This window comes from Planktothricoides sp. SR001 (assembly GCF_001276715.1).
In the GTDB taxonomy this organism is placed as follows: Bacteria; Cyanobacteriota; Cyanobacteriia; order Cyanobacteriales; family Laspinemataceae; genus Planktothricoides; species Planktothricoides raciborskii.
In genome coordinates, this window is record NZ_LIUQ01000035.1 from 1 (window position 1) to 22,591 (window position 22,591).

Sequence of the window (22,591 nt, forward strand, 5' to 3'; positions counted from 1 at the left end):
CAGAGGCTTTCTGGATTCCCGCATTCGCAGGAATGACAGGTTTTTTTGTACTTCATATCTCGTAAAAGTGCTATATCTCCGTATTTTATAAATCCGATAACTGCTATATCATATTCTATCGAAATCAAACTGGATAATTAGTCCATGATAGTTCTGACCAAATGCTTACCACCCAACGCAGAAATTCCGGTTAATTTCTCTCTTTATCTCACCGCCGAAGAACGCACGAAAACTCGTCAGCGGCTAGAAACTGCTGACGGTCACAGTGTATCCCTGCGTTTACCCAGAGGAACGGTCTTAAAAGATGGGGATTTATTGGAGTCAGACGTCGCAGAAATCATTATTAAAATTGTGGCTAAACCCGAACCAGTCCTAACAGTAACCGCAACCAACCCATTAGATTTACTCAAAGCCGCTTATCATTTAGGAAACCGTCATGTTCCCCTAGAAATTAAGCCCTCTTATCTTCGCCTTTCTCCCGATTCAGTTTTAGCCTCAATGCTGCTTCAGTTAGGATTACAAGTTCAAGAAGAAATTGCCCCATTTTTCCCCGAAACTGGGGCTTATGGACATCATTAGGAGGAGCGGGGAGCTTTCGGGGCAGGGTTTAGGGTTTAGGGGGAAGAGAGGGAAGACAGGGGAGAGAGGGAAGAGAGGGAAGACAGGGGAGAGAGGAGATTTTCTTCCCACACTTCGATGGCGGCTTCCCACACTTCGATGGCGGCTTCCCACACTTCGATGGCGGCCGATGGCGGCCCTACACCCCACACCCATTTTTAATATGAATCAATCCCAGTTACTATTAAATTTGTTGCAATTAGCGAGTCCGGCTTTGCCCGTGGGCGCTTATAGTTATTCTGATGGGCTAGAAACTTTGGTTGAACAAGGTGTTATTCATAACCAAAATAGCTTAGAATATTGGTTAAATCAAGAGTTAATTTATGGGGCAATTCGCTTAGAAGCAGCGGTGATGTTGCGGAGTTATCGCTCTGTCGTTGACCAAGATTTAGGCAAGATTGGTTATTGGAATGCCTGGTTAACTGCCAGTAAGGAAACCCTAGAATTACGTCAGCAAAGTTGGCAAATGGGCAATAGTTTGATCAAGTTATTGGTGAGTTTATCTTCATCAAATCAGCCTGAAGAAAACCGGGCTTTAGTGTTGGGTTTAGAGGCTTGGGTTGATGCGGTTGGTCAACGCTGTAATTATGCGATCGCCTTTGGAATTTGTGCCGCTACCTGGCAAATTGAGGCCAAAAATGCTTTACTGGGTTATCTCCAGAGTTGGGCAACCAATCTGATTAGTGTGGGGGTTAAATTAATCCCTTTAGGTCAAACTACGGGTCAACAAATCCTCTTTAACTTCCAGAATCAGTTGGTGCAAGCTACTGAAGATATTTTAACATTAAATGATGATGATTTAATGGCGTGTAGTTGGGGTTTAGCCTTAGCCAGCATGACCCATGAAACTCAGTATAGTCGTTTATTTAGAAGTTAAATGAATAATTCGCAAATTAATGATTTAGGAGAAAAACAACTAGGTCAAGTCAGGCAAGCGGGATGGCAGGGAATCCTGAATTTAGTTTATGCTAACCACCAGGGTAAGACTCAGGTCACTGATTCTTATATGAAAGCCCCGTTAAAAATTCAACGACCCTTTTATCCCGAAGGGGAAACAATTTGTCATAGCGTGGTTTTACATACTGCTGGGGGCATTGTGGGGGGAGATAGACTTGCTCAAAATTTCCATTTGCGAGAAAATGCTAAAGCCTTGATTACCACAGCAGCGGCGAGTAAAATTTATCGCAGTAACGGCAATAATGCCCAACAAACCATTAATATTAAAGTAGATAATGATGCTTGCCTGGAGTTTATTCCTCAAGAAACAATTGTGTTTAATCAAGCCTTGTATCGGCAGGATTTAACTGTAGAATTAGCCCCTGGTGCCAGTTTTTTCGGTTGGGAAATTACCCGCTTTGGTCGTTCAGCTAGGGGAGAAAAGTTTCTCGCCGGGGCATGGCGTTCTAATACAGAAGTTTGGCAAGCCGGAGAACCATTATGGATCGATCGCCAATGTTTATTTGGTTCTGAAGAAATGTTTCATAGTCCTAATGCTTTAAAGGGATACCCTTTGGTTGGGACTCTGTTTTGGATCGGTCAACCTGTTTCCGCAGATGCGATCGCATCTGCCCGGAATTTCTGGTATAATCGCAAAGGCGAAGGTGAAGCAGGAGTGACTCAAATTTTAAATGGATTAGTATGTCGTTATCGGGGAAATTCTACCTCAGAAGTGAGAAGCTGGTTTATCGATGTTTGGCATTTACTCCGTTTAAGTTATTTGGGAATTCCGGCTAGTAAACCTAGGGTTTGGCAACTCTAATTCGCTAATAGACATCTCCAGAAAACAATGTATTAATTTGGATTATTTTCTAGGGGCGAAGCACTTGGGCGACAATTTGACGGTGACATTAGAGATATGCCTATCCCTTATGCTTCGCCCTGGCCTAATCAGGCAGCCATAATTTATTTTTTGGAGATGTCTAATTAGAGATCGGCATTCCCTGAGATATATCCGTAGATATTATTTAGTATAGATGAGAAGAGAAAAAAATGCAACTCACTCCCCAAGAAAAAGATAAACTGCTCATTTTTACGGCGGCTTTACTCGCAGAAAGACGCAAAGAAAAGGGATTAAAACTTAACTATCCTGAAGCGATCGCCTATATTTCGGCGGCGATTTTAGAAGGGGCTAGAGAAGGGCGAACCGTGGCCGAATTAATGAGTTATGGCACCACCTTATTAACTCGCGATTTGGTGATGGAAGGAGTGCCGGAAATGATTGATGAAATCCAAGTAGAGGCGACCTTTCCCGACGGGACAAAACTGGTGACAGTTCATCATCCTATTCGGTAAATTAGGAGAAAATTAGGGGCAAATTAGGAAAAAATTTCGACAGTTATCTCACGAAAATTAGATCACAAATTCAACCATTATGATTCCAGGTGAAATGATTATTCAACCGGGAGAGATTCTACTCAATGCCGGCCGTGAAACTCTCCGATTAACCGTAGCTAATAGCGGCGATCGCCCGATTCAAGTCGGTTCTCATTTTCACTTTTATGAAGTGAATAATAGCCTGATATTTGACCGAGAAAAAGCCAAAGGAATGCGGTTAAATATTCCCGCAGGGACGGCGGTTCGGTTTGAACCGGGGGATGAAAAAGAGGTGGAATTAGTCACCCTTGCCGGTACTCGCCAAGTCTTTGGCTTCAACAATAAAATTAATGGTTCACTCTAAATTAGGACTAAATTAGGAAATTAAAGGCCATTTAATATGAGTTATCAAATGGATCGTCGGGCTTATGCGGAAACCTTTGGCCCGACCGTGGGCGATCGCATCCGGTTAGCGGATACCGAACTGTTGATCGAAGTAGAAAAAGACTACACAATTTACGGGGATGAGGTTAAATTCGGCGGCGGAAAAGTAATTCGCGATGGCATGGGACAATCGCCGATTTCCTGTGCAGATGGGGCTGTGGATTTAGTAATTACCAATGCTTTAATTCTCGATTGGTGGGGAATTGTTAAAGCAGATATTGGCATTAAAGACGGCAAAATTTTTAAAATTGGCAAAGCCGGAAATCCTTATATTCAAGATAACGTCGATATTATTATTGGCCCAGGAACCGAGGCGATCGCCGGGGAAGGAATGATTCTCACCGCAGGCGGAATTGACTCCCATATTCACTTTATTTGTCCCCAACAAATAGAAGTGGCGATCGCTTCTGGAATTACCACCATGATCGGGGGAGGAACAGGCCCCGCAACGGGGACAAATGCCACCACTTGTACCCCTGGGCCGTGGAATATTTATCGAATGTTACAAGCGGCGGATGCTTTCCCCATGAATTTGGGTTTTTTAGGCAAAGGAAATAGTAGTCAACCCCAAGGATTAATTGAACAAGTCGTCGCTGGGGCAATGGGTCTAAAATTACATGAAGATTGGGGCACGACTCCAGCGGCGATCGACACCTGTTTAACGGTAGCCGATCGATACGATATTCAGGTGGCCATTCACACTGATACGCTGAACGAAGCGGGATTTGTTGAAGATACTATTGCCGCCTTTAAACATCGGGTAATTCACACTTACCACACCGAAGGGGCAGGCGGTGGTCATGCCCCAGATATTATTAAAGTTTGTGGGCAAGCTAATGTATTGCCATCTTCCACAAATCCCACCCGTCCTTATACGGTGAATACTTTAGAAGAACATCTCGATATGTTGATGGTTTGCCATCATTTAGATCGAAGTATTCCCGAAGATGTTGCCTTTGCGGAATCGCGCATTCGCCGAGAAACGATCGCCGCTGAAGATATCTTACATGATTTGGGCGCATTTAGTATGATTTCCTCCGATTCTCAAGCAATGGGACGAGTGGGAGAAACCATTATTAGAACTTGGCAAACTGCCCATAAAATGAAAGTGCAACGGGGCTTTCTTTTCGGGGATTCGGAAAATGATAATTGCCGCGCCAAACGTTATATTGCCAAATACACGATTAATCCGGCAATTACTCACGGAATTGCCAATTATGTTGGTTCCATAGAAGAGGGTAAATTAGCGGATTTATGTTTATGGAAACCGGCATTTTTTGGGGTCAAACCAGAAATTGTCCTCAAAGCAGGTGCGATCGCCTGGTCGCAAATGGGCGATGCCAATGCCAGTATTCCCACCCCGCAACCGATCCAAATGCGACCAATGTTTGCCAGTTATGGCGGGGCAATTGCCGCCACTTCATTTACTTTCGTATCCCAAGCGGCCATTGATGCAGAAATTGGGGCAAAAATTGGCTTACAAAAACAGACATTAGCCGTCTCTAATGTTCGTCAATTAAGTAAAGCCGACATGAAACTCAATGATGCCTTACCCAACATCGAAGTCGATCCAGAAACCTATGAAGTCAGGGCTGATGGAGAATTATTAACCTGCGAACCGGCCACGGTTTTACCCTTAGCCCAGCGTTATTTTCTGTTTTAATTTTTTAGGGTAAATTTCACCACAAAGACACAAAGGACACAGAGAGATAGCCTTGAAATATCATTTCTCTGTGTTTCTCTGTGTCTTTGTGGTAAAAAATAAAAAAAAATGCTATAATCATTTTCATCAATAAATAGATATTTAATTAAATAACCAGGTAATTTCACCACAAAGACACAAAGGACACAGAGAGATAGCCTTGAAATATCATTTCTCTGTGTCCTTTGTGTCTTTGTGGTAAAAAATAAAAAAAAATGCTATAATCATTTTCATCAATAAATAGATATTTAATTAAATAACCAGGTAATTTAATTAAATGAATTACTCCAATTTATTCAGCGGATTTCTGGTAATCTTGCTCTATGTTATTTCCCCTAGGCCGCTATTAGCCCAGATTGTTTCCGATCGCAGCTTACCGAGTCAGTCCGTTGTCAATTCTCAAGGATCAGTGCAACAAATTACCGGCGGAACTACCGCAGGCAGCAACTTATTCCACAGTTTTGAACAGTTTAATCTGCTCAACGGAGAAACGGCTTATTTCGACAATGCCATCACCGTTAAAAATATTATTACGCGGGTGACAGGCGGGCAAATTTCTCGGATTGATGGGCTGATTCAAGCTAATGGTTTGGCTAATTTATTTCTAATTAATCCCAATGGCATTGTTTTCGGTGCCAATGCCAAGCTGAATTTGGGTGGATCGTTTATCGCCAGTACCGCAGATAGTATCAAACTAGCCGATGGTAGCTTTTTTAGTGCCACCGAACGAAATGCCCCACCGCTATTAACAATTAATGTACCCATTGGGTTGCAATTCGGGACAAATACTGGGCAAATTCGGGTCGAAGGAACGGGACATAGTTTGAATTCTAATAATGAATTAGGTCTAGGATTTACCCCGGTGACAGGATTTGCTGAAAGTCCTCCTGGTTTGCAGATTAAACCGGGCAATACCCTGGCCTTAGTTGGCAGTAATTTAAGATTTAATGGCGGAATTTTAACCGCTCCCGGAGGACATATTTTTTTAGGCAGTGTCGGTTCAGGGTTTGTGAGTCTGAATCCCACTGATTATGGTTGGAAACTGGACTATGCAGCCGGAGCAAATTTCGGGTTAATTCAGTTATTATCTGAGGCTTTAGTTGATGCCAGTGGCGATAGTGGCGGGTCCATCTATGTCCAAGGGCAAAGATTAGAAATACGTGATGGTTCAGGGATAATTATCCAAAATCAGGGCAGCAAAGCAGCGGGCAATATTACAGTGAATGCCGTTGAGTCTGTGCAGATTGTCGGCGTAAATGTTGCGGGTAATTTTCCCAGTACGATTAAGAATCAAACGGTGGGGGAAGGTGCGGGGGGAGATATTAATATTTCCACCCAGCAGTTGATGGCTGAAAGTGCTCGAGATGCGATCGCGACTTCCACCTCTAGTGCGGCGCCAGGTGGTAATATTAATATTGTGGCTACGGATGCCATAAAATTAATCGACGGCAGTGGCATTTACGCCATCAGCCTCAGTACCGGAAATGGCGGTAATGTCAATTTATCTACGGGACATTTAACGGCAATAAATGGCAGCTTTGTTTCTTCCTTGGCCGATAGTACGGGACACGCCGGAAATGCGATCGTTAATGCTACTGAATCGATAGAATTAAGTGGCATCTTGTTCGACCCAATAAGACCGGACACAAATATTAGACCCAGTAATTTGAGTTCTACATCTTTTAATTCAGGAAATGCCGGAACTTTAATCATCAATACAGCCCGATTAATTTTAAGGGACTCTGGCAGAGTTTCTGCTTCCGCTTTTTCCAGTGGCAATGCGGGAAATTTAATCATTAATGCATCGGAATCCATCGAGGTGACAGGTCAATTACCCAAAAGCCGACCGAGTTTAATTTCTTCCGCTAGTTTTGTCAGTTTAGAAGATAAACAAGCAGGAACAACGGTGGCGGGAAATGCGGGGTCGATTATGATTAATACCCCCAGATTAATTGTCCGCGATCGCGGATTGGTCAATGCCACCAATGGTGGCGCGGGAAATCCCGGTCAAATTCTGATAAATGCTGACCAAATTTTAGTCAGTAACCAAGGAGCAATTACCGCCGTAGCCACATCTGGGTCTGGGGCAACTATTGCCCTGAATGCGCGGAATATTCAACTGGATCGAGGCAGCATTAATGCGTCCACTTCTGAGTCTGGAGAAGGGGGTAATATCCGGTTAAATATTGGGGAAGATTTAATTCTGCGAAATGATAGTTTCATTTCCACCCAGTCGGGAACTGAAGCCCCAGGAGGTGGCAATGGCGGAAATATTACCATCCAAAGTCAAATATTAGGCGCCTTAGATAATAGCTATATTAATGCCAATGCCTTCGCGGGCAATGGGGGAAATATCCAAATCACCACTCAGGGCATATTTTTACCGACTAATAGGACAATTACTGCTAGTTCTGAACGGGGAATCGATGGTATCATCGAAATTAATACTCCAGAAAGTAGTCTAACTTCTGGGTTACTGGTTTTATCTCAAAACCCGATTAATATTGCCGATTTAATTCGCAATGGCTGTACAGATTATCAGGGGAGTTATTTTGTGATTGCCGGACCGGGTGGTTTACCGAATCCCACCCAAGCGTTAGAAAGTCAGCAAGTTTGGCAAGATTTTCGATTGTTATCTAGCCAAGAAATTTCCGAAATAACCGAAATAGAAAATTATCGTTTACGGCAAATTTTACCATTAATTGAGTCAAAATTTACCCAATTTTTAGAGGCAACAAACTGGCGGATAAATCAAAAAAATAACATTGAATTAGTGGCAGAAATTCCTAGTTTTAGCCCTAATTTAATGGTAGGATATGGTTGTGCTGCCATACAGCGCTTTTCAGATTAATAAACCACAAATTTTCTTAGGGGCGAAGCATTCCGGGAGGAAATTCCTGGTTTTCCGCCAAAAATATCTGCGGTCATGCTTCGCCCCTACAGAAATGGGATGATCTAATTTATCGAGGATGTTATAAGCATAAAAAACATGAAAAAACAAGTTAAATTTTTGATAACTCTGGCAGTTGTGACGTTTTTATTAGTGCTGCAAATGTCTCCCGGAGTCGCGAAAATTACGGCGGATCATTTTCGGTTTGAAAAGTGGGCTGATGTGGATGCAAAAATTTCTTTCTTTAGACTTGAGGAAGAGGCGATCGCCTTTAATGAAACTACCGATGTCACTTTAACTTTATTTGAAGAGGGAAAAAGTTTATTTGCCCAGGAAAATTATGCAGCGGCTGCCCAGATTTGGCAAAGAGTGGCTGACCAGCCTGAACAGGAAAATTTCCCAGCCCAAAAAGCCCTAGCTTTAACTTATGTTGCTTTAGCTTATCAAAAATTAGAGCAGTGGCTTGAGGCGAAACAAGCAATTGATCAAAGTTTAGCTATTTTCGCCAGATTAGAGTTATCATCTCAGGCAGAACAAGTGATCGAAGCAATATTGGCTCAAGCTTTGAATACCGCTGGGTCAGTAGAGTTAAAATTAGGTCACATTGAAGCAGCTTTAGAAAATTGGGAAAAAGCCACGATCGCCTATACAGAAATTGGGGATACTATTGGCAAGTTAGGCAGCCAAATGAATCAGGCGATCGCCCTGCAAGGTTTGGGGATGTATCCGCGATCGCAAACTATCTTAAAAGAAGTATTGACCCAGTTAGAAGCTGAACCTAATTCTCTGCTCAAAGTCAGCAGCTTACATCAGCTTGGCATCACTCTAAGTCTTACGGGAAAACTAACAGAATCTAGAGACATTTTAGAACAAAATTTAAGTTTAAGTAAAAATTTAAACGCTCCACAAATTACCAGTGCAATTTTGCTGAGTTTAGGCAATATTTATGAAAAATTAAAGGATAGCCAAGCGGCAGCTTTGTCTTATCAGCAAGCCGAAGAAATTGCCCCGACGATAACTCAAAAATTACAGGCTAATCTGAATTACCTGAATCTGCTGCGGGCTGAAGATAGTCCCTCAAAATTCCAAAAATTATATGCAACAATTAAGCAAGACTTAAATAAATTAACCTTAAGTAATAGTTCCGTAGAAATTAGAATCAACTTGGCAGATATTTTACTAAAAATTCCAGCAAATAATACGATAATTTTTCCCAGAGAAATCGCCGAAATATTAACCCCTGCGATCCAAGGGGCTAGAACCTTAAGAACCCCCAAGATTGAATCTTATAGTTTAGGAACTTTAGGTAAATTATATGAACAAAATCAACAATGGCAAGCAGCGGAAAAAATTACGGAAGAAGCCTTATGGATTGCCCAAAAAATTCAGGCATTAGATTTAATCGCTCGTTGGCAATGGCAATTTGGACGAATATTAACCAATCAAAGCCGAAAACATGAGGCAATTTCTGCTTATACCCAAGCGGTGAATAGCTTACAAAGGTTACGGAATGATTTTGTGAATATTGACCGAAATGTGCAATTTTCTTTTACGGAAACCGTAGAGCCAGTGTATCGGGAATTGGTGAGACTTTTGGTGCAAGAACCCAACAATCAAGCCAACCTTCAGCAAGCGAGACAAGTAATTGAATCTTTGCAGTTGGCAGAATTAGATAACTTTTTTCGCGAGGCTTGTTTAGCAGCCCAGCCGATCAAAATTGAGCAAATAGATTCCACTGCTGCGGTAATTTATCCGATTATTTTGGCCGATCGCCTGTCGGTGATTTTGGCGCGACCTGGTGCAGATTTAACTTACTATGAAACCCAATTACCAGAAAAAGAGATCCTAGGGCGACTGGAGCAGTTTCAACTATACTTAAATCCCGCTTTTTTTGATAGCGATCGCCTCCAAGTCTCCCAAACCCTGTATGATTGGCTAATTCGACCCACTGAACCGCAGTTAGCCGCCAGCAATATTCAAACTTTAGTCTTTGTTTTAGATGGGGCTTTGCGGAATTTGGCAATGGCTGCCCTTTACGACGGGCAACAATATTTAATTGAAAAATATAGTATCGCTCTCGCTCCCGGATTAGAATTATTAAATGTGGAGTCTTTGACTAAAGAAAAATTAGGGGTTTTGACCGCAGGACTCAGCGAAGCGCGAGGGCATTTTTCTGCTTTGCCCGCTGTAGAAACCGAACTCAGAGAAATTGCTCAAATCTTCAAATCCGATCTATTGTTAAATCAAAAGTTTACCAATGCCAATTTAACTGCGAAAATCAATTCTGCGAATCTTCCCGTGGTTCATATTGCCACCCACGGTCAATTTAGTTCCGACGTGGAAAATACATTTATTTTGACTTGGGATGGCAAAATCAACGTGCAGGAGTTTAACAGCATTCTGCGATCGCGAGAGCAAAAATTTAGTCATCCCCTGGAATTGCTGGTGCTGAGTGCTTGCCAAACCGCCACAGGCGATCGCCGTGCAGCCTTGGGTTTAGCAGGGTTTGCGGTGCGGTCTGGGGTGCGTACCACCTTGGGCAGCTTGTGGCAAGTGAGCGATCGTTCCTCTGCGGACTTAATGATTCGGTTTTACCAAGAACTTGCGGGGGGGCAGCCAGCCACCTCAAAAGCCAAAGCCTTACAAAAGGCTCAGTTAGCCTTGCTGAAAAATCCCCAGTCCCAACATCCCTTTTATTGGGCTCCCTTTGTATTACTGGGAAATTGGCTATAAAATAGAGTCATCAAAATCATTACGCGTTTATGACTTTTACGCCTTATGGCGGATGACAAAGTTAGGTCGTTCAGAGGATATTTTATCTATCCCTGATGCTTCTATCCCATCGATCGATCAGAGTGGCGGCTCTCAAGTCAAGGGTTTCAAGCACTTGATCTCGATCGCCAGTCACTTAGCCTAGTCTATAACCGATTTATCGAAATCAGGATTCAATCTATGTATTTTTTGATGCCTAAAACTTTCAAAACTCTTCTGGCGCTGCTTTCTTGGGGAATGGTAATGGCATTTTCCTTGCCCGCATCAGCCCAAACAAAAAGCCACCTGGATTTACCAGCGGAAACGGCTTCAAATGAACAATTTTTGTCAGTCATTTTTGAACCCCCCACCGATGATAGAGCCGACGATTCCAGGGGTGGCGCTTCGAGGACGGCGGTTAAATGTCGGGACGATATTGCATCCGCAACGCTTCCCGAACAAATCCGTGAAATTCCCTTAACTGCTTTGATGCCGGAAAATAATCGCGGGTTAACAATCGCCTCTCATCCCAGTTTTTTTGTCTATATTCCCACCACTTCCGCTCGGCAAATTTATTTTAGTTTAAAAGACGCAAATAATCGCGGAATTTATCAGGCAACGTTGCCCATTTCCGGGAATGCAGGAGTGGTGCAAATCTCACTACCCCAAGAGCAAAATCCTTTAGAAATTGGTCAAACTTATCAGTGGTCAGTGGGGTTAATGTGTCAGCGTACTCAAACAGATATGCCTTGGGTCACAGGTAAAATAGAACGAATTCAACTAGAGGCAAATCTGGCCAGTCAGCTATCGCCCACTCCGAGTCTGCAACAGGCGGTATTGTATGGTCAATCGGGACTTTGGTACGATCTTTTAACCACCCTGTTTCAACTGAATAAATCAGCCGGTTTGGATAATTTATCCGCCACTGACTCAAATTTATTGAATCAGAATTGGAGCAATTTATTAGGCTCTGTGGGACTGAGTGCGATCGCCCATGAAACCTTGTTAGAGCAACCCTAATCTGACAACAACCAACAACCAACAACCAACAACCAACAACAAAAGTGAATTGGCTACTGTCAAAAATCAACAAAATTACCCCGCAGTGGCGGAGTATTTTATTAATTGCCCCTACCGTAACTTTTTGCGTGATTTGCCTCAAATATACCGGATCTTTGCAACTCTTAGAATGGGCAATTTTAGATCAATTTTTTAATTGGCGGCCTGCGGAAAAAGTGGACGATCGCCTCTTAATTGTCACCGTAGATGAACAAGATATTGCCAGCGTCGGTCAATGGCCTTTATCCGATGCTATTTTAGCAGAAGTGATTCAGACTATCAATCGACATAACCCAGCGGGAATTGGCTTACTGTTTTATCGAGATTTGCCAGTAGAACCGGGGCATCAAACCTTAGCCCAAGTGATGCGATCGACCCCCAATTTAATCGGGGTGGAAAAAGTGATTGGTGAGCCAGTTCCCGCTCCTCCGAGTTTAGACCGGATCGGTCAAGTAGGCATCGTTGATTTATTATTAGATGCGGATAGCAAAGTGCGGCGGGTGCTGCTATCTTATCACAACTCCCAAGGCCAACTACAATTAAGTATTGGCGCTCAATTAGCCATCAACTATCTAAAAACTCACGGCATTACCCCCCAAGTAATTAAAAATAAAAATCAACCAGATCGGATTCAATTAGGTAAAGCGATTTTAGAACCATTTACTGGCTATAATGGCGGCTATGTGCGAGCCAATACTGCGGGGTATCAAATCTTATTAAACTATCGCGGTGGCGATCAAATTTTTGAAAAAATTTCCCTGACCCAACTGTTAAATCCCGAATTTAATTCAGAATTAAAAGCCGAAAAAATATCCGGACGCATTGTGTTAATTGGTTCCACCGCCACCAGTTTAAATGAGTTATTTTACACCCCCTACAGTAGCGAGTTAACGACAATCCCTAAAGCCACTCCTGGGGTGATGATTCATGGGAATGCGATCAGTCATCTTTTGAGTGCCGCCATTGAGGGGCGACCAACCATTAAGTCTTGGTCAGAATTTACGGAATTTTTTTGGATCATTGCTTGGTCATTTATCTGGGCGATCGCCAGTTCATGGGCATTAAATCGGGAAAAATATCCCCATAAGCTGATGCTGCAATTGCTGAAACTTACCCTGAACATTAGTCTAGGTAATTGTTTGTTATTTAGTATCACTTATTTAGCCTTTATACAAGGCTGGTGGCTGCCGGTGATTCCTGCCGCGATCGCCTTAACCACCAGCACCATTAGCCTAAAAATTTATCAATCAATTCAGGTAGCACGCGATAGTGAAAAGCAGCTAATTCAATCCTTACAATGCTTACAAATTGGTGTTTTTTTATATACAAAAAATCACGAAATTATGTATATTAATAAAACAGCAAAAAAGCTGATTCAATCTCCCCCTGAAAATCGCATTTGTCCGGAAGAAATGATCACCTTTTATCAACTCTATGTCGCCGGAACTGACGAGCCATATCCTTGGGAAAATCTCCCAGTAATTCGAGCGTTAAAGGGCGAAAGCATTAAAGTTGATGATATTGAAATGCGTCACCCAGACCAAAAATTACTCTTAGAAGTCCAAGGTCAGCCAATCTTGGACAACCAAGGCAATATCCTTTATGCCTTGGTGACTTTTCAAGAAATTACTCAACGCAAACAAGCGGAAAAAATCTTAGCCGATTATAATCGCACTTTAGAAATCCAAGTAGCCGAAAGAACGGCAGCTTTAAAAGAAAGTGACCAACGATTTAGACAGGCTTTTGAATATTCCGCGATCGGGATTTGTCTGCTGTCACCAGCGGGGCAGTTTTTACAAGTCAATCAGGCTTTATGTCAGATGATGGGCTACTCTGCCGATGAGTTGCTGCAAAAACATTCTTACGATATCACCCATCCTGAAGACATCGAAGACAACTTCAGATATTTGCAACAACTCTTATCGGGAAAAGAAGATGCTTTTTACCGAGAAAAAAGGTTTATTCATCAAAATGGTTCAATCATTTATGGCTTAGTTAGCGTCTCTTTGGTGCAAGATAAAAATAACCAACCGCTGTATTTAATCGGTCAAGTGCAAAATATTACGGAACGGAAAAAAGCAGAAATTGCCCTCAGACAGCATGAAGCCCAGATGAATGCGATAGTCACCAATACCTCCGACGGTTTATTAATTTTAAATCACCAAGGAAAAATTAGCTTTGCTAATCCAGCGGCTGGGCAAATCTTCAATCAACCAGTAGAGGAACTAATTAACTCAGAATTTGGCATTCCTCAAGACAAAACCTTTGAGATTTATTTAATGGGAGAGCCTTGTCAAACTAAAACCATCGAGATGAAAATTGGCGAATATCAATCCCAAGGAAAATCCGCTTATATTGTCTCCTTAAGAGATATTAGCGATCGCAAGCAGGCGGAACTAGAGTTACAAAAAGCCAAAGAAGCTGCTGAAGTTGCCAACCGAGCCAAAAGTGCATTTTTAGCCAAGATGACCCACGAATTCCGCACCCCTTTACACGCTATTTTAGGTTTTAGCCGAATTATTCAGCGGGATGGGTCTGTGTCACCAGTGCATCAAGAATATTTAACCATTATCGGTCGCAGTGGCCAACATTTGCTGGAACTGATTAATGATGTATTGGATATGTCGAAAATTGAAGCAGGGCAAGTCCAATTAAATGAACATCCGGTAAGCTTAAGTCAGCTATTAGTCTCTGTCCAGGAAATGATGCAGATTAAAGCTCGATGCAAAAATTTACCGCTGATTTTTGACCGGGATGCTCAGGTGCCGGATTTGGTGAAAACCGACGAACAAAAATTACGTCAAGTTTTGATTAATCTGGTAGGAAATGCGATTAAGTTTACGGAACAAGGCCAAGTCCTTGTCCGACTGACCCAAATCAGCCCGGAAAATTCGCCCAATCTGCGATTATGCTTTACGGTAGAAGATACTGGACAGGGAATTGAACCGGAAGATTTCCCCTCATTGTTTCAACCGTTTGTGCAAACCGCCGCAGGTCGCCATTCTCAAGAAGGTACGGGTTTAGGGCTGGCCATTTGTCAACAATTTATTGAGTTAATGGGGGGTAAAATCACTGTTATTAGTCGAGGGAAAAAGTTTACCCCTGGATCGGCAATTTTGCCCGCACCAAACCCCGACCAAGGTGCGCGAAAGTCGGGAGCGACTTTTCAGTTTGAAGTGCAGGTGGCTTTAGTGGAAAGTCTGCCCCTTGGCAACCGACCGTCCTCCAGCCTCACTTATGGGGCGATCGCCTCAAATCTCACGGCGACAACAACCCTATCGACTTCCCCATCCTGCGATCGCGTCCTAATCGCCGATCCCCTAGTCGAAAATCATCGAGTTTTGACTAACTCCCTGATTTCCCTAAATTTTCAAGTTCGGGAAGTCACTAATGGCAAAGACCTGATCGAAACCTGGTCGAGTTGGCAGCCACATTTGATTTTACTCCATCAGCAAATTGCTCAAATCAATGACTTTGAAGTGATTCGACAGATTCGCCAACGGGAAAAAGATCGGCTGCCAGAGTTCAACTTTGATCCTCCAACATTTATGATGGTATTAATCACCAGTGAATCTAAAGAAGAGCGATCGGCTTTATTTTCCGCTGGTGCGAATCACTGTATTCACCAATCCTCTCCCACAGAAATCATTTTGCAGCAAATCGGCAAATCTCTCGGAGTCCACGATCTGTATTACACTACTCAGCCCCCTGTAAAATTTTCACCGTTTGAGAGGGATAAAATCTCAGATATTTCTATGGTTTCATCGAGTCTTAGCTGGAAACAACAACCCGGTTCAGAGGCGACTTTATTTCCTAACCAAACTTGTGTGGACGAACTCCCCAACAATGGACACCAAAATCTCCTAGAACCGGAAAGCTTGATGGTCATGCCTCATCAATGGATTTCGCAGCTATACCAAGCAGCCAGAAGCGCAGATCAGCATTGGATTTTTCAACTATTAGAAGAACTATACCCAATCAATCAGCCCTTGGCTCAGGAGTTAGCCAATTTAGTGCATGAATTCAAAATAGATCGCCTTATTGAAATTATCAAACCTTTAATTAAATGAATTACCATAACTCTCAAACTTTTAAAGCGGATATTTTGGTGGTTGACGATACCCCAGAAAACTTAAAACTCTTGTCAGCAATTTTGACGGAGGCGGGGTATAAAGTTAGACCTGTAACCAATGGTCAACGGGCTTTAGATGCGGTAGAAATGAATCCACCTGACGTGATTTTGCTGGATATTTTAATGCCAGAAATGGATGGATATGAAGTTTGCCGCCGCCTGAAACAATCCCGAAACAGTCGAGATATTCCCGTAATTTTTTTAACCGCTCTCAACGATCCTGCTTCCCAAGTTAAAGGGTTTGAAGTTGGCGCATTTGACTATATTACTAAGCCATTTGATGAGCAAACTGTTTTGGCGCGGATTGAAAATCAATTAACCATTCAACGGCAAAAAGCTGAACTGCAAGCGGAGATTGTTTATCGCCAGCAGTTGGAAGCCCAATTACGCTATGCCAAAGATATGGCTGAAGAAGCGAACCGGGCAAAAAGTGTGTTTATTGCCAATATGAGCCACGAACTCAGAACCCCGATGAATGCAATTCTCGGCTTTGCGGAATTAATGAAAACCGATCCCGCTTTGAGTGCAGATTATCGAGAATATATGGAAATCATTTATGAAAGTGGTCATTATTTACTATCTTTAATTAATGGTATATTAGATTTAGCCAAAATTGAATCACAATCAATTAAGGTGATTAAAGAAACATTTGATTTAAACGATCTGCTCGATCACCTGAATGCCATTTTTACTTTTAAGGCAAGCCAGCAAAATATTAAATTTTTAATTGAGCGAAATTCTGAGCTTCCTGAAAAAATTGAAACCGATCGGCAAAAACTGCGACAAGTGTTAATTAATTTGCTGGGAAATGCTTTGAAGTTTACCAAGCAAGGCCAGGTCATTTTACGCTTAACGGTACTAGATTTTGCGGGAACGACTTTGAAGCTGAAGGGCGGCGATCTAGATCGGCCGCAGCCAACGGAAAATCAACAACCTTTAACCATGCTGTTTGAGGTGATAGATACGGGTCTGGGAATTCCTCCAGAATATTTGAGTAAAATATTTCAGCCTTTTTTCCAAACTGAAATGGGGCAAAAGATTCCCGGAGGCACCGGGCTGGGTCTATCGATTAGTAAAAAATTTGTAGAAATTTTGGAGGGAGAAATAATTGTTCATAGTGTGGTGAATGAAGGGAGTTCTTTTCAATGTTATTTACCCGTAATGATTCCCAAAAATGATCGGATTTTTCAAGAGTTGTCTAAAACAACATCCCTGAAATATCCGTCAGAAAAGCATCGGATTTTAGTGGTGGATGATGACCCAACCAACCGATTTTTGTTGCTGGAATTTTTGAACTTATTAGATGTAGAAACGCGAGCGGTAGAAAATGGCATCCAGGCGATCGCCGAATCGATGGTTTGGCAGCCGCATTTGATTTGGATGGATCTACAAATGCCGAGCATGGATGGATATGAAACCACTAAAAAAATTCGGGATATCCAAACCGACTTATCACCGAAAATTTTGGCGATGACTGCCAATTTGATTGACCTAGAAGCATCGACCAAAATTCAGTTACTTTTTGATGATTTAGTGGGCAAACCATTTAATCAAAAAATTGTTTATGATAAAATTTTGGCGCATTTAGGCGTCGGTTGTATTTGTCAACTTTCTGCCTCGGAAGTTCTGGCATCTGCGGCCACCGAATTCCCGGAGTATCTCAGTAGTAAATCTCTGGAATTTATGCCTACTTTATGGTTACAGCAAATTCACCAAGCCGCCTTACAATCTAGTCCGTCTCAGGTGATGAAACTCTTAGAAGACATTCCGCCTTCCCATGAGCAAGTCCGAGAGCGTCTCGTGGGTTTTGTCCAAAATTCTCAGTTCGCTCAAATTGTTGAATTGACCCTGTCCCCGAATTAATGATTGATTTCGGAATTTATTTCGGGATTTTTTCTAGCACTCTGGTCATAGACGTTAAAATAGAGAGGTTAGAAGAAAAAGGAAGATGCGATCCGTTGACTTAAACACAACTCTTAAATATAACTATAGAAGAGCTTGGCTGAGGAATAGCCGCACAGAAAGCTCTTCTGCCGCCTACTCGTGAAGCCCCTGAAATCTCTTTGCTCTAATCATGGATTTTTTTGAAAGTCTTTCAATGGCCAGCCGCACCTTGGTGGCGAATAAACTCAGAAGCTGTCTGACGATGTTGGGCATTATTATTGGTAATGCTTCGGTGATCGTGATGGTGGGGGTGGGACAAGGGGCGCAAAAATTAGCCTCGGAACAGTTTGAAAACCTTGGGCCAAATGTGTTGTTTGTGGTCCCCGGTTCGCGAGAAACTCAAAATACCAGCTTGGATTTTCCCCGGACTTTGGTGTTAGCGGATGCGGAGGCGATCGCCAATCAAGTGCCTTCGGTGGCAGCGGTAGCCCCACAACGACAGAATCGCCAATTTATTACTTATCGCAACAAAAATCTGCAAACCCTGGTGGTGGGGACAACCCCAGAATTTATGGCTGTCCGCAGCTTTGAGTTAGATCGAGGCCGGTTTATCACGGATTTAGATGTGAAACGGAATAATCAAGTGGTGGCGATCGGGTCGGATATTGCCGACCGTGTGTTTGGTTCTACCGATCCGATCGGCGAGTCTTTGCGGGTTAAAGGGGTCAGCTTTCAAGTGGTGGGGGTGATGAAACGCAAAGGGGCTTTTATGGGAGTGAACCAAGATGATGCCATTTATGTGCCGATTACCACAATGGTGAATCGGGTTACGGGTCGCACCTCTCCTTATGGCTTGGATTTGACCTTTATTTCTATTTCCGCCGTGAATGAAGCCAGCGTGCCAGCGGCGCAATTTCAAATTACCAATTTACTCAGACTGCGGCACCAAATTACCACCGAAGATGATTTTACCGTTGAGAGCCAAAAAGATATTTTGCAGATTGTCGGTGCGATCACCGGGGCGTTGACCATCATGCTGGCGGCGATCGCGGGTATTTCCCTAGTGGTCGGGGGTATTGGCATTATGAACATTATGCTGGTGTCGGTGACGGAACGCACCCAGGAAATTGGTTTACGCAAAGCGATCGGCGCTTCCGAGCAAGATATTTTAATTCAATTTATGATTGAAGCGGTGATTCTTTCCCTGGCTGGTGGCTTAGTCGGCACCAGCATCGGCGTGAGTGGCATCATCCTGGTGGCCACCTTTACCCCCTTAAAAGCCGGGATTTCTATAGGCGCGATCGCCTTAGCCACGGGAGTCTCAGGGGCGATCGGTTTATTTTTTGGGGTGCTACCTGCCCAACGGGCTGCCCAACTCGATCCCATCGTCGCCTTACGCACCGCCTAACCGCCTAAATCATCTGTCTAAGTAAATTTGCTTAAGCTATCGGTAGGGTGTGAAAGCGCGAAGCGTAACGCACCAAGACACCATATAGTCGTTGCGTAAGTCCTACAGCAATTTTCTCCGCGAGTAAACCACAAATATCTGTAGGGGCCCGCTCGTGGTTTAGTAATCTGAAAGCCGCTGTAAGTAAGTCTGTTTATCGCGGTTTTCTAGTGAGTAGACCACAATCTCTGGGTTAGGGCGAAGCATGACCGTATAAAATTTTTGATTTTGTCCCAGAGATGATTTGCCGGAATGCTTCGCCCCTACCATTGCCTTTGTGGTCTATATCAATCAAAAATCGCTCTCAAGTAAATCCGCCTAAGTAATCTGTTCTTATCATCTGTTCTTATCCTATGAATGCAACCGATTTGGCCTTTTCCCCGGCACTGGAACAAGCGCAACTGATTCGCCGTAAAGAAATTTCGCCCATAGAGTTAACCCAAGTTTATCTTGATCGCATTGAGCAACTAAATCCTCAACTGGGGAGTTATTTCACCGTCACGGCGGAACTTGCCACTGCGGACGCGATCGCCAAAACCGAACAACTGACCACCCTTGACCCAGGCGAACTGCCGCCATTTTTCGGCGTCCCCATCAGTATTAAAGACCTAAATCCCGTTGCCGGTGTCCCTTGTAGCTACGGGGTCGCCGCCCTGCGATCGCAAATTGCCGGTCACGATGATGGGATTGTCCAACGACTCAAACAAGCGGGGGGCATCATTTTGGGCAAAACCGCCACTTCCCAACTCGGCAGCCTGCCCTATACAGAACCGCCCGGATTTGCCCCAGCCAGAAATCCCTGGAATTTAAATTATACTGCCGGGGGTTCCAGTGGCGGCGCCGCTTCCTCCGTAGCCGCTGGCTTATGTGCGATCGCTCAAGGATCTGACGGCGGCGGTTCCATTCGCGGCCCTGCGGCTTGCTGTGGCGTCGTCGGCGTCAAACCGTCCCGGGGTCGGATCAGCTTTGCCCCCATTGGGGACTGTCTCAGTGGCATTGCCACCAATGGATCCCTTGCCCGCACCGTGACCGATGCCGCTGCTTTCTTGGATGCCGTCTCCGGCTACGTCACTGGCGATCCCTACTGGTTGCCAGACCCCCATCCTTCCTTTCTCGCCGCTGCCACCGACGCCAATCCGGGCGGCCTCCGCATCGCTTTTGCCAGCAAGATTCCCCCTGTCGGTCAAGCTTCCCCAGAATTACAGCAAGCAGTGCTAACCACCGCTCAAATACTAGATGCCCTCGGTCATACCTTGGAACCAGCGGGATTGGATTTTAGCGGCTTAATCGAACCCTTTGTCACGGTGTGGCAAACCAGTGTGGCCTTTTTTGGCATTCCCCCTGAAATCCTCCAGCCGATGAACCAATGGCTGCTCGATCGCGCCAATGCGGTCAACAGCGGTCAATACTTACAAGCGGTTGCCCAAATGCAAATCGTTGCCCGTCGATTAGTTGCCTTTTTCGAGCGCTATGATGCCTTAGTCCTGCCAGTGTATCTCCATCCCCCCATTGCCATTGGTCAATGGGCTGACCTCTCCCCCGAAGCGATTTTACAAAATGTAATTAATTGGGTGGCTCCTTGTCCGCCCTTTAACGCCACCGGGCAACCAGCGATCGCCCTGCCAATGGGCTTTGATGCGGTGAATGTTCAGCAAGGTTTGCCCCTGGGAGTGCAAATCATTGGTCGCCCTGGGGCGGACTCCACCTTATTGGCTTTGGCGGCACAAATAGAAGCGGCGAAACCTTGGCACCAACAGCGACCGGCGATCGCCAATCAGTAATCGGCAGTTACCACCAAAAATGCCAAAATTTGACGAGCATAAGCCAAAAATGACTAAAACCGGCATCATTGCATCGGCATGGTAAAATAAAAGCAATTACCTAACCCTGGGGTTGACTCAACCCAAAAGCGTCCTCCATAACTTTCCACAATCTTGCGGCAAATTAACAAACTCATGCCCATAGATCGGTCTTCTGGTGATTCATCTAGGTACGGAAAACTGGCAAAAATGTTTTCCAAATCTTTGGCCGCCATGCCGATGCCATTATCTTGAATCGCCAGCCGCCATTCCCCATGAGTATTGGGGTTTTTTTTGCCTATATCCGGCTCAGAAATCCGCTCAGAAACCCGCTCAGAACTGCTGGGCAGATTCGCTTCTGGCTGACATTCTCGATACTCAGCAAATACTTTAATTTCCGGGGAGACTTCTGCACGAGTAAACGTCAAAGCATACCGAAGTAAATATTCAAATAACTGCTTAATTTTTTTTCGGTCTCCCCGAATATTTGGTAATTTTGAATAAGTAATAGTTGCCCCGGTAAGTTGAATTTCTGTGGCTAAATTTTTCAGGGTTTCTCGGAGAATCGTTTGACAGCTAATCGATTTTAATTCCAGGGAATTATAGGGGGCGATCAAGCAAGCATAATCCACCAGATAATTGATTAGCTGTTCCATCGCCAGAGTCGCTTGGAAAATCTGGTTGGCATGATGCGGGGCATCCAGGGGTGGTAAATATTCCGTTTTTAGGCGTTCTAAATTCTGGGCAATTAAGTGCAAAGGGAATTTAATCTCTTGATAAATTCGGGCAATCCAGGTAATTAGTTCATTGGTTTCTTTAATTAAACGATTATTAATTTGGGATAATATCTGATTTTCTTGCTCTAGTTCCTGATTTTTATGCCTAAGTTCTTTTTGATATAAACTAATCTTAATTTGATTTTCTATTCTGATCAAAATTTCAGAAAAATAAAAAGGTTTAGTAATATAATCTACGCTCCCGTAGCTCCAAGCCTTCACCTTATATTCAATATCATCAAGAACCGTTAAAAAAATTACGGGAATCTTGGCCGTTTTTTCACAAGCCTTTAACTGTTCACACACTTGATATCCGTCCATGTCTGGCATGATAATATCCAGCAAAATTACATCAGGAGGTTCTTCCATAACCGATTTTAAAGCGATTTGTCCATTTAAAGCTTGACGTACTTCATATCCTTTTTGAAGTAATAGATTTGATAAAACTTTCAAATTGTAAGGAGTATCATCAACGATTAAAATTTTGCCGATATGTTTTTGCGGGTTCATCTTGGTTATTTATTTTTTCGGGTAATTTTCAAAGTGAATTTCAGAGTTACTTTGAGAGTGAATGAAGATGATTTGACTGTTTCATGGGTAAAATAATTCTAGACCTTGCCCCGGATCCCAGGGTAGGCAATCAAGATTTCCCTGGTGTACTTCTACCACAATTTGATAACTAATGGAATGGACAATCCTAAGCCAGTTCCCTTCACCACTGCCTTGGTGGTAAAAAATGGATGAAACAATTGTTTTCTGACGTTTTCAGTCATTCC

At 43.5% G+C, this 22,591-nt stretch carries 16 protein-coding genes; 14 read left to right on the forward strand and 2 right to left on the reverse strand.

The genetic code is table 11. From position 1 onward, the window contains the following. Positions 1 to 144: 144 nt before the first annotated feature. The 14 genes from ureE to AM228_RS18915 all read left to right on the forward strand — a co-directional run bounded on the left by ureE (position 145) and on the right by AM228_RS18915 (position 21,021). A complete protein-coding gene (gene ureE / locus AM228_RS18855) occupies positions 145 to 579 on the forward strand; it encodes an urease accessory protein UreE (protein WP_054468100.1) in 435 nt (144 codons plus the stop codon). A 202-nt stretch (positions 580 to 781) separates the two neighbouring features. Next, complete coding sequence (locus tag AM228_RS18860; protein ID WP_054468102.1) at positions 782 to 1,495, forward strand: urease accessory protein UreF; 714 nt, start codon at positions 782 to 784, stop codon at positions 1,493 to 1,495. Then, positions 1,496 to 2,377 (forward strand): urease accessory protein UreD, encoded by an 882-nt coding sequence (locus AM228_RS18865; RefSeq protein WP_054468104.1) that lies wholly within the window; start codon positions 1,496 to 1,498, stop codon positions 2,375 to 2,377. It begins immediately after the preceding gene. 230 nt (positions 2,378 to 2,607) lie between these two features. Next, complete coding sequence (gene ureA, locus AM228_RS18870) at positions 2,608 to 2,910, forward strand: urease subunit gamma (protein WP_054468106.1); 303 nt, start codon at positions 2,608 to 2,610, stop codon at positions 2,908 to 2,910. Positions 2,911 to 2,989: 79 nt separating this feature from the next. Further along, complete coding sequence (locus tag AM228_RS18875; RefSeq protein ID WP_190880324.1) at positions 2,990 to 3,295, forward strand: urease subunit beta; 306 nt, start codon at positions 2,990 to 2,992, stop codon at positions 3,293 to 3,295. Positions 3,296 to 3,331: 36 nt separating this feature from the next. Continuing rightward, positions 3,332 to 5,038 carry an urease subunit alpha gene (gene ureC, locus AM228_RS18880; RefSeq protein ID WP_054468110.1) on the forward strand — a complete coding sequence of 569 codons (1,707 nt, stop codon included), beginning with the start codon at positions 3,332 to 3,334 and terminating at the stop codon, positions 5,036 to 5,038. Between the two features lie 316 nt (positions 5,039 to 5,354). Next, on the forward strand, positions 5,355 to 7,928 hold the full coding sequence (locus AM228_RS18885) for a filamentous hemagglutinin N-terminal domain-containing protein (RefSeq protein ID WP_054468111.1): 2,574 nt from the start codon (positions 5,355 to 5,357) through the stop codon (positions 7,926 to 7,928). A gap of 138 nt (positions 7,929 to 8,066) precedes the next feature. After that, on the forward strand, positions 8,067 to 10,700 hold the full coding sequence (locus AM228_RS18890) for a CHAT domain-containing protein (RefSeq protein WP_054468114.1): 2,634 nt from the start codon (positions 8,067 to 8,069) through the stop codon (positions 10,698 to 10,700). Positions 10,701 to 10,752: 52 nt separating this feature from the next. Continuing rightward, positions 10,753 to 10,884, forward strand: a complete 132-nt coding sequence (locus AM228_RS36280; protein WP_255353224.1) for a hypothetical protein — start codon at positions 10,753 to 10,755, stop codon at positions 10,882 to 10,884. Between the two features lie 47 nt (positions 10,885 to 10,931). Then, positions 10,932 to 11,738: a DUF928 domain-containing protein gene (locus AM228_RS18895; RefSeq protein ID WP_190880330.1), complete on the forward strand. Its 807-nt coding sequence runs from the start codon at positions 10,932 to 10,934 to the stop codon at positions 11,736 to 11,738. 44 nt (positions 11,739 to 11,782) lie between these two features. Beyond that, on the forward strand, positions 11,783 to 15,847 hold the full coding sequence (locus AM228_RS18900) for a CHASE2 domain-containing protein (protein WP_054468118.1): 4,065 nt from the start codon (positions 11,783 to 11,785) through the stop codon (positions 15,845 to 15,847). Next, complete coding sequence (locus tag AM228_RS18905; protein WP_054468121.1) at positions 15,844 to 17,772, forward strand: response regulator; 1,929 nt, start codon at positions 15,844 to 15,846, stop codon at positions 17,770 to 17,772. Before AM228_RS18900 ends, AM228_RS18905 begins: the two co-directional genes overlap by 4 nt. Positions 17,773 to 17,983: 211 nt before the next feature. Further along, the gene (locus tag AM228_RS18910; protein WP_054468123.1) at positions 17,984 to 19,201 is read left to right on the forward strand and encodes an ABC transporter permease; all 1,218 of its coding nucleotides are present in this window, start codon (positions 17,984 to 17,986) and stop codon (positions 19,199 to 19,201) included. A 392-nt stretch (positions 19,202 to 19,593) separates the two neighbouring features. Next, positions 19,594 to 21,021 (forward strand): amidase, encoded by a 1,428-nt coding sequence (locus AM228_RS18915; RefSeq protein WP_054468125.1) that lies wholly within the window; start codon positions 19,594 to 19,596, stop codon positions 21,019 to 21,021. A gap of 65 nt (positions 21,022 to 21,086) precedes the next feature. Here the strand turns inward: AM228_RS18915 and AM228_RS18920 are convergent, their stop codons facing one another. Further along, a complete protein-coding gene (locus AM228_RS18920; protein ID WP_054468127.1) occupies positions 21,087 to 22,325 on the reverse strand; it encodes a response regulator in 1,239 nt (412 codons plus the stop codon). A gap of 152 nt (positions 22,326 to 22,477) precedes the next feature. Beyond that, positions 22,478 to 22,588 (reverse strand): hypothetical protein, encoded by a 111-nt coding sequence (locus AM228_RS36870; RefSeq protein ID WP_156331897.1) that lies wholly within the window; start codon positions 22,586 to 22,588, stop codon positions 22,478 to 22,480. Positions 22,589 to 22,591 lie beyond the last annotated feature (3 nt).

Coding starts and splice junctions, on each gene's coding strand:
- AM228_RS18910 (WP_054468123.1), top strand. CDS start 17,984: ATGGATTTTTTTGAAAGTCTTTCAATGGCCAGCCGCACCTTGGTGGCG.
- AM228_RS18920 (WP_054468127.1), bottom strand. CDS start 22,325: ATGAACCCGCAAAAACATATCGGCAAAATTTTAATCGTTGATGATACT.
- ureC (WP_054468110.1), top strand. CDS start 3,332: ATGAGTTATCAAATGGATCGTCGGGCTTATGCGGAAACCTTTGGCCCG.
- AM228_RS18860 (WP_054468102.1), top strand. CDS start 782: ATGAATCAATCCCAGTTACTATTAAATTTGTTGCAATTAGCGAGTCCG.
- AM228_RS18885 (WP_054468111.1), top strand. CDS start 5,355: ATGAATTACTCCAATTTATTCAGCGGATTTCTGGTAATCTTGCTCTAT.
- AM228_RS18905 (WP_054468121.1), top strand. CDS start 15,844: ATGAATTACCATAACTCTCAAACTTTTAAAGCGGATATTTTGGTGGTT.
- AM228_RS18875 (WP_190880324.1), top strand. CDS start 2,990: ATGATTCCAGGTGAAATGATTATTCAACCGGGAGAGATTCTACTCAAT.
- AM228_RS36280 (WP_255353224.1), top strand. CDS start 10,753: ATGACAAAGTTAGGTCGTTCAGAGGATATTTTATCTATCCCTGATGCT.
- AM228_RS18895 (WP_190880330.1), top strand. CDS start 10,932: ATGCCTAAAACTTTCAAAACTCTTCTGGCGCTGCTTTCTTGGGGAATG.
- AM228_RS18890 (WP_054468114.1), top strand. CDS start 8,067: ATGAAAAAACAAGTTAAATTTTTGATAACTCTGGCAGTTGTGACGTTT.
- AM228_RS36870 (WP_156331897.1), bottom strand. CDS start 22,588: ATGACTGAAAACGTCAGAAAACAATTGTTTCATCCATTTTTTACCACC.
- AM228_RS18915 (WP_054468125.1), top strand. CDS start 19,594: ATGAATGCAACCGATTTGGCCTTTTCCCCGGCACTGGAACAAGCGCAA.
- AM228_RS18865 (WP_054468104.1), top strand. CDS start 1,496: ATGAATAATTCGCAAATTAATGATTTAGGAGAAAAACAACTAGGTCAA.
- ureE (WP_054468100.1), top strand. CDS start 145: ATGATAGTTCTGACCAAATGCTTACCACCCAACGCAGAAATTCCGGTT.
- ureA (WP_054468106.1), top strand. CDS start 2,608: ATGCAACTCACTCCCCAAGAAAAAGATAAACTGCTCATTTTTACGGCG.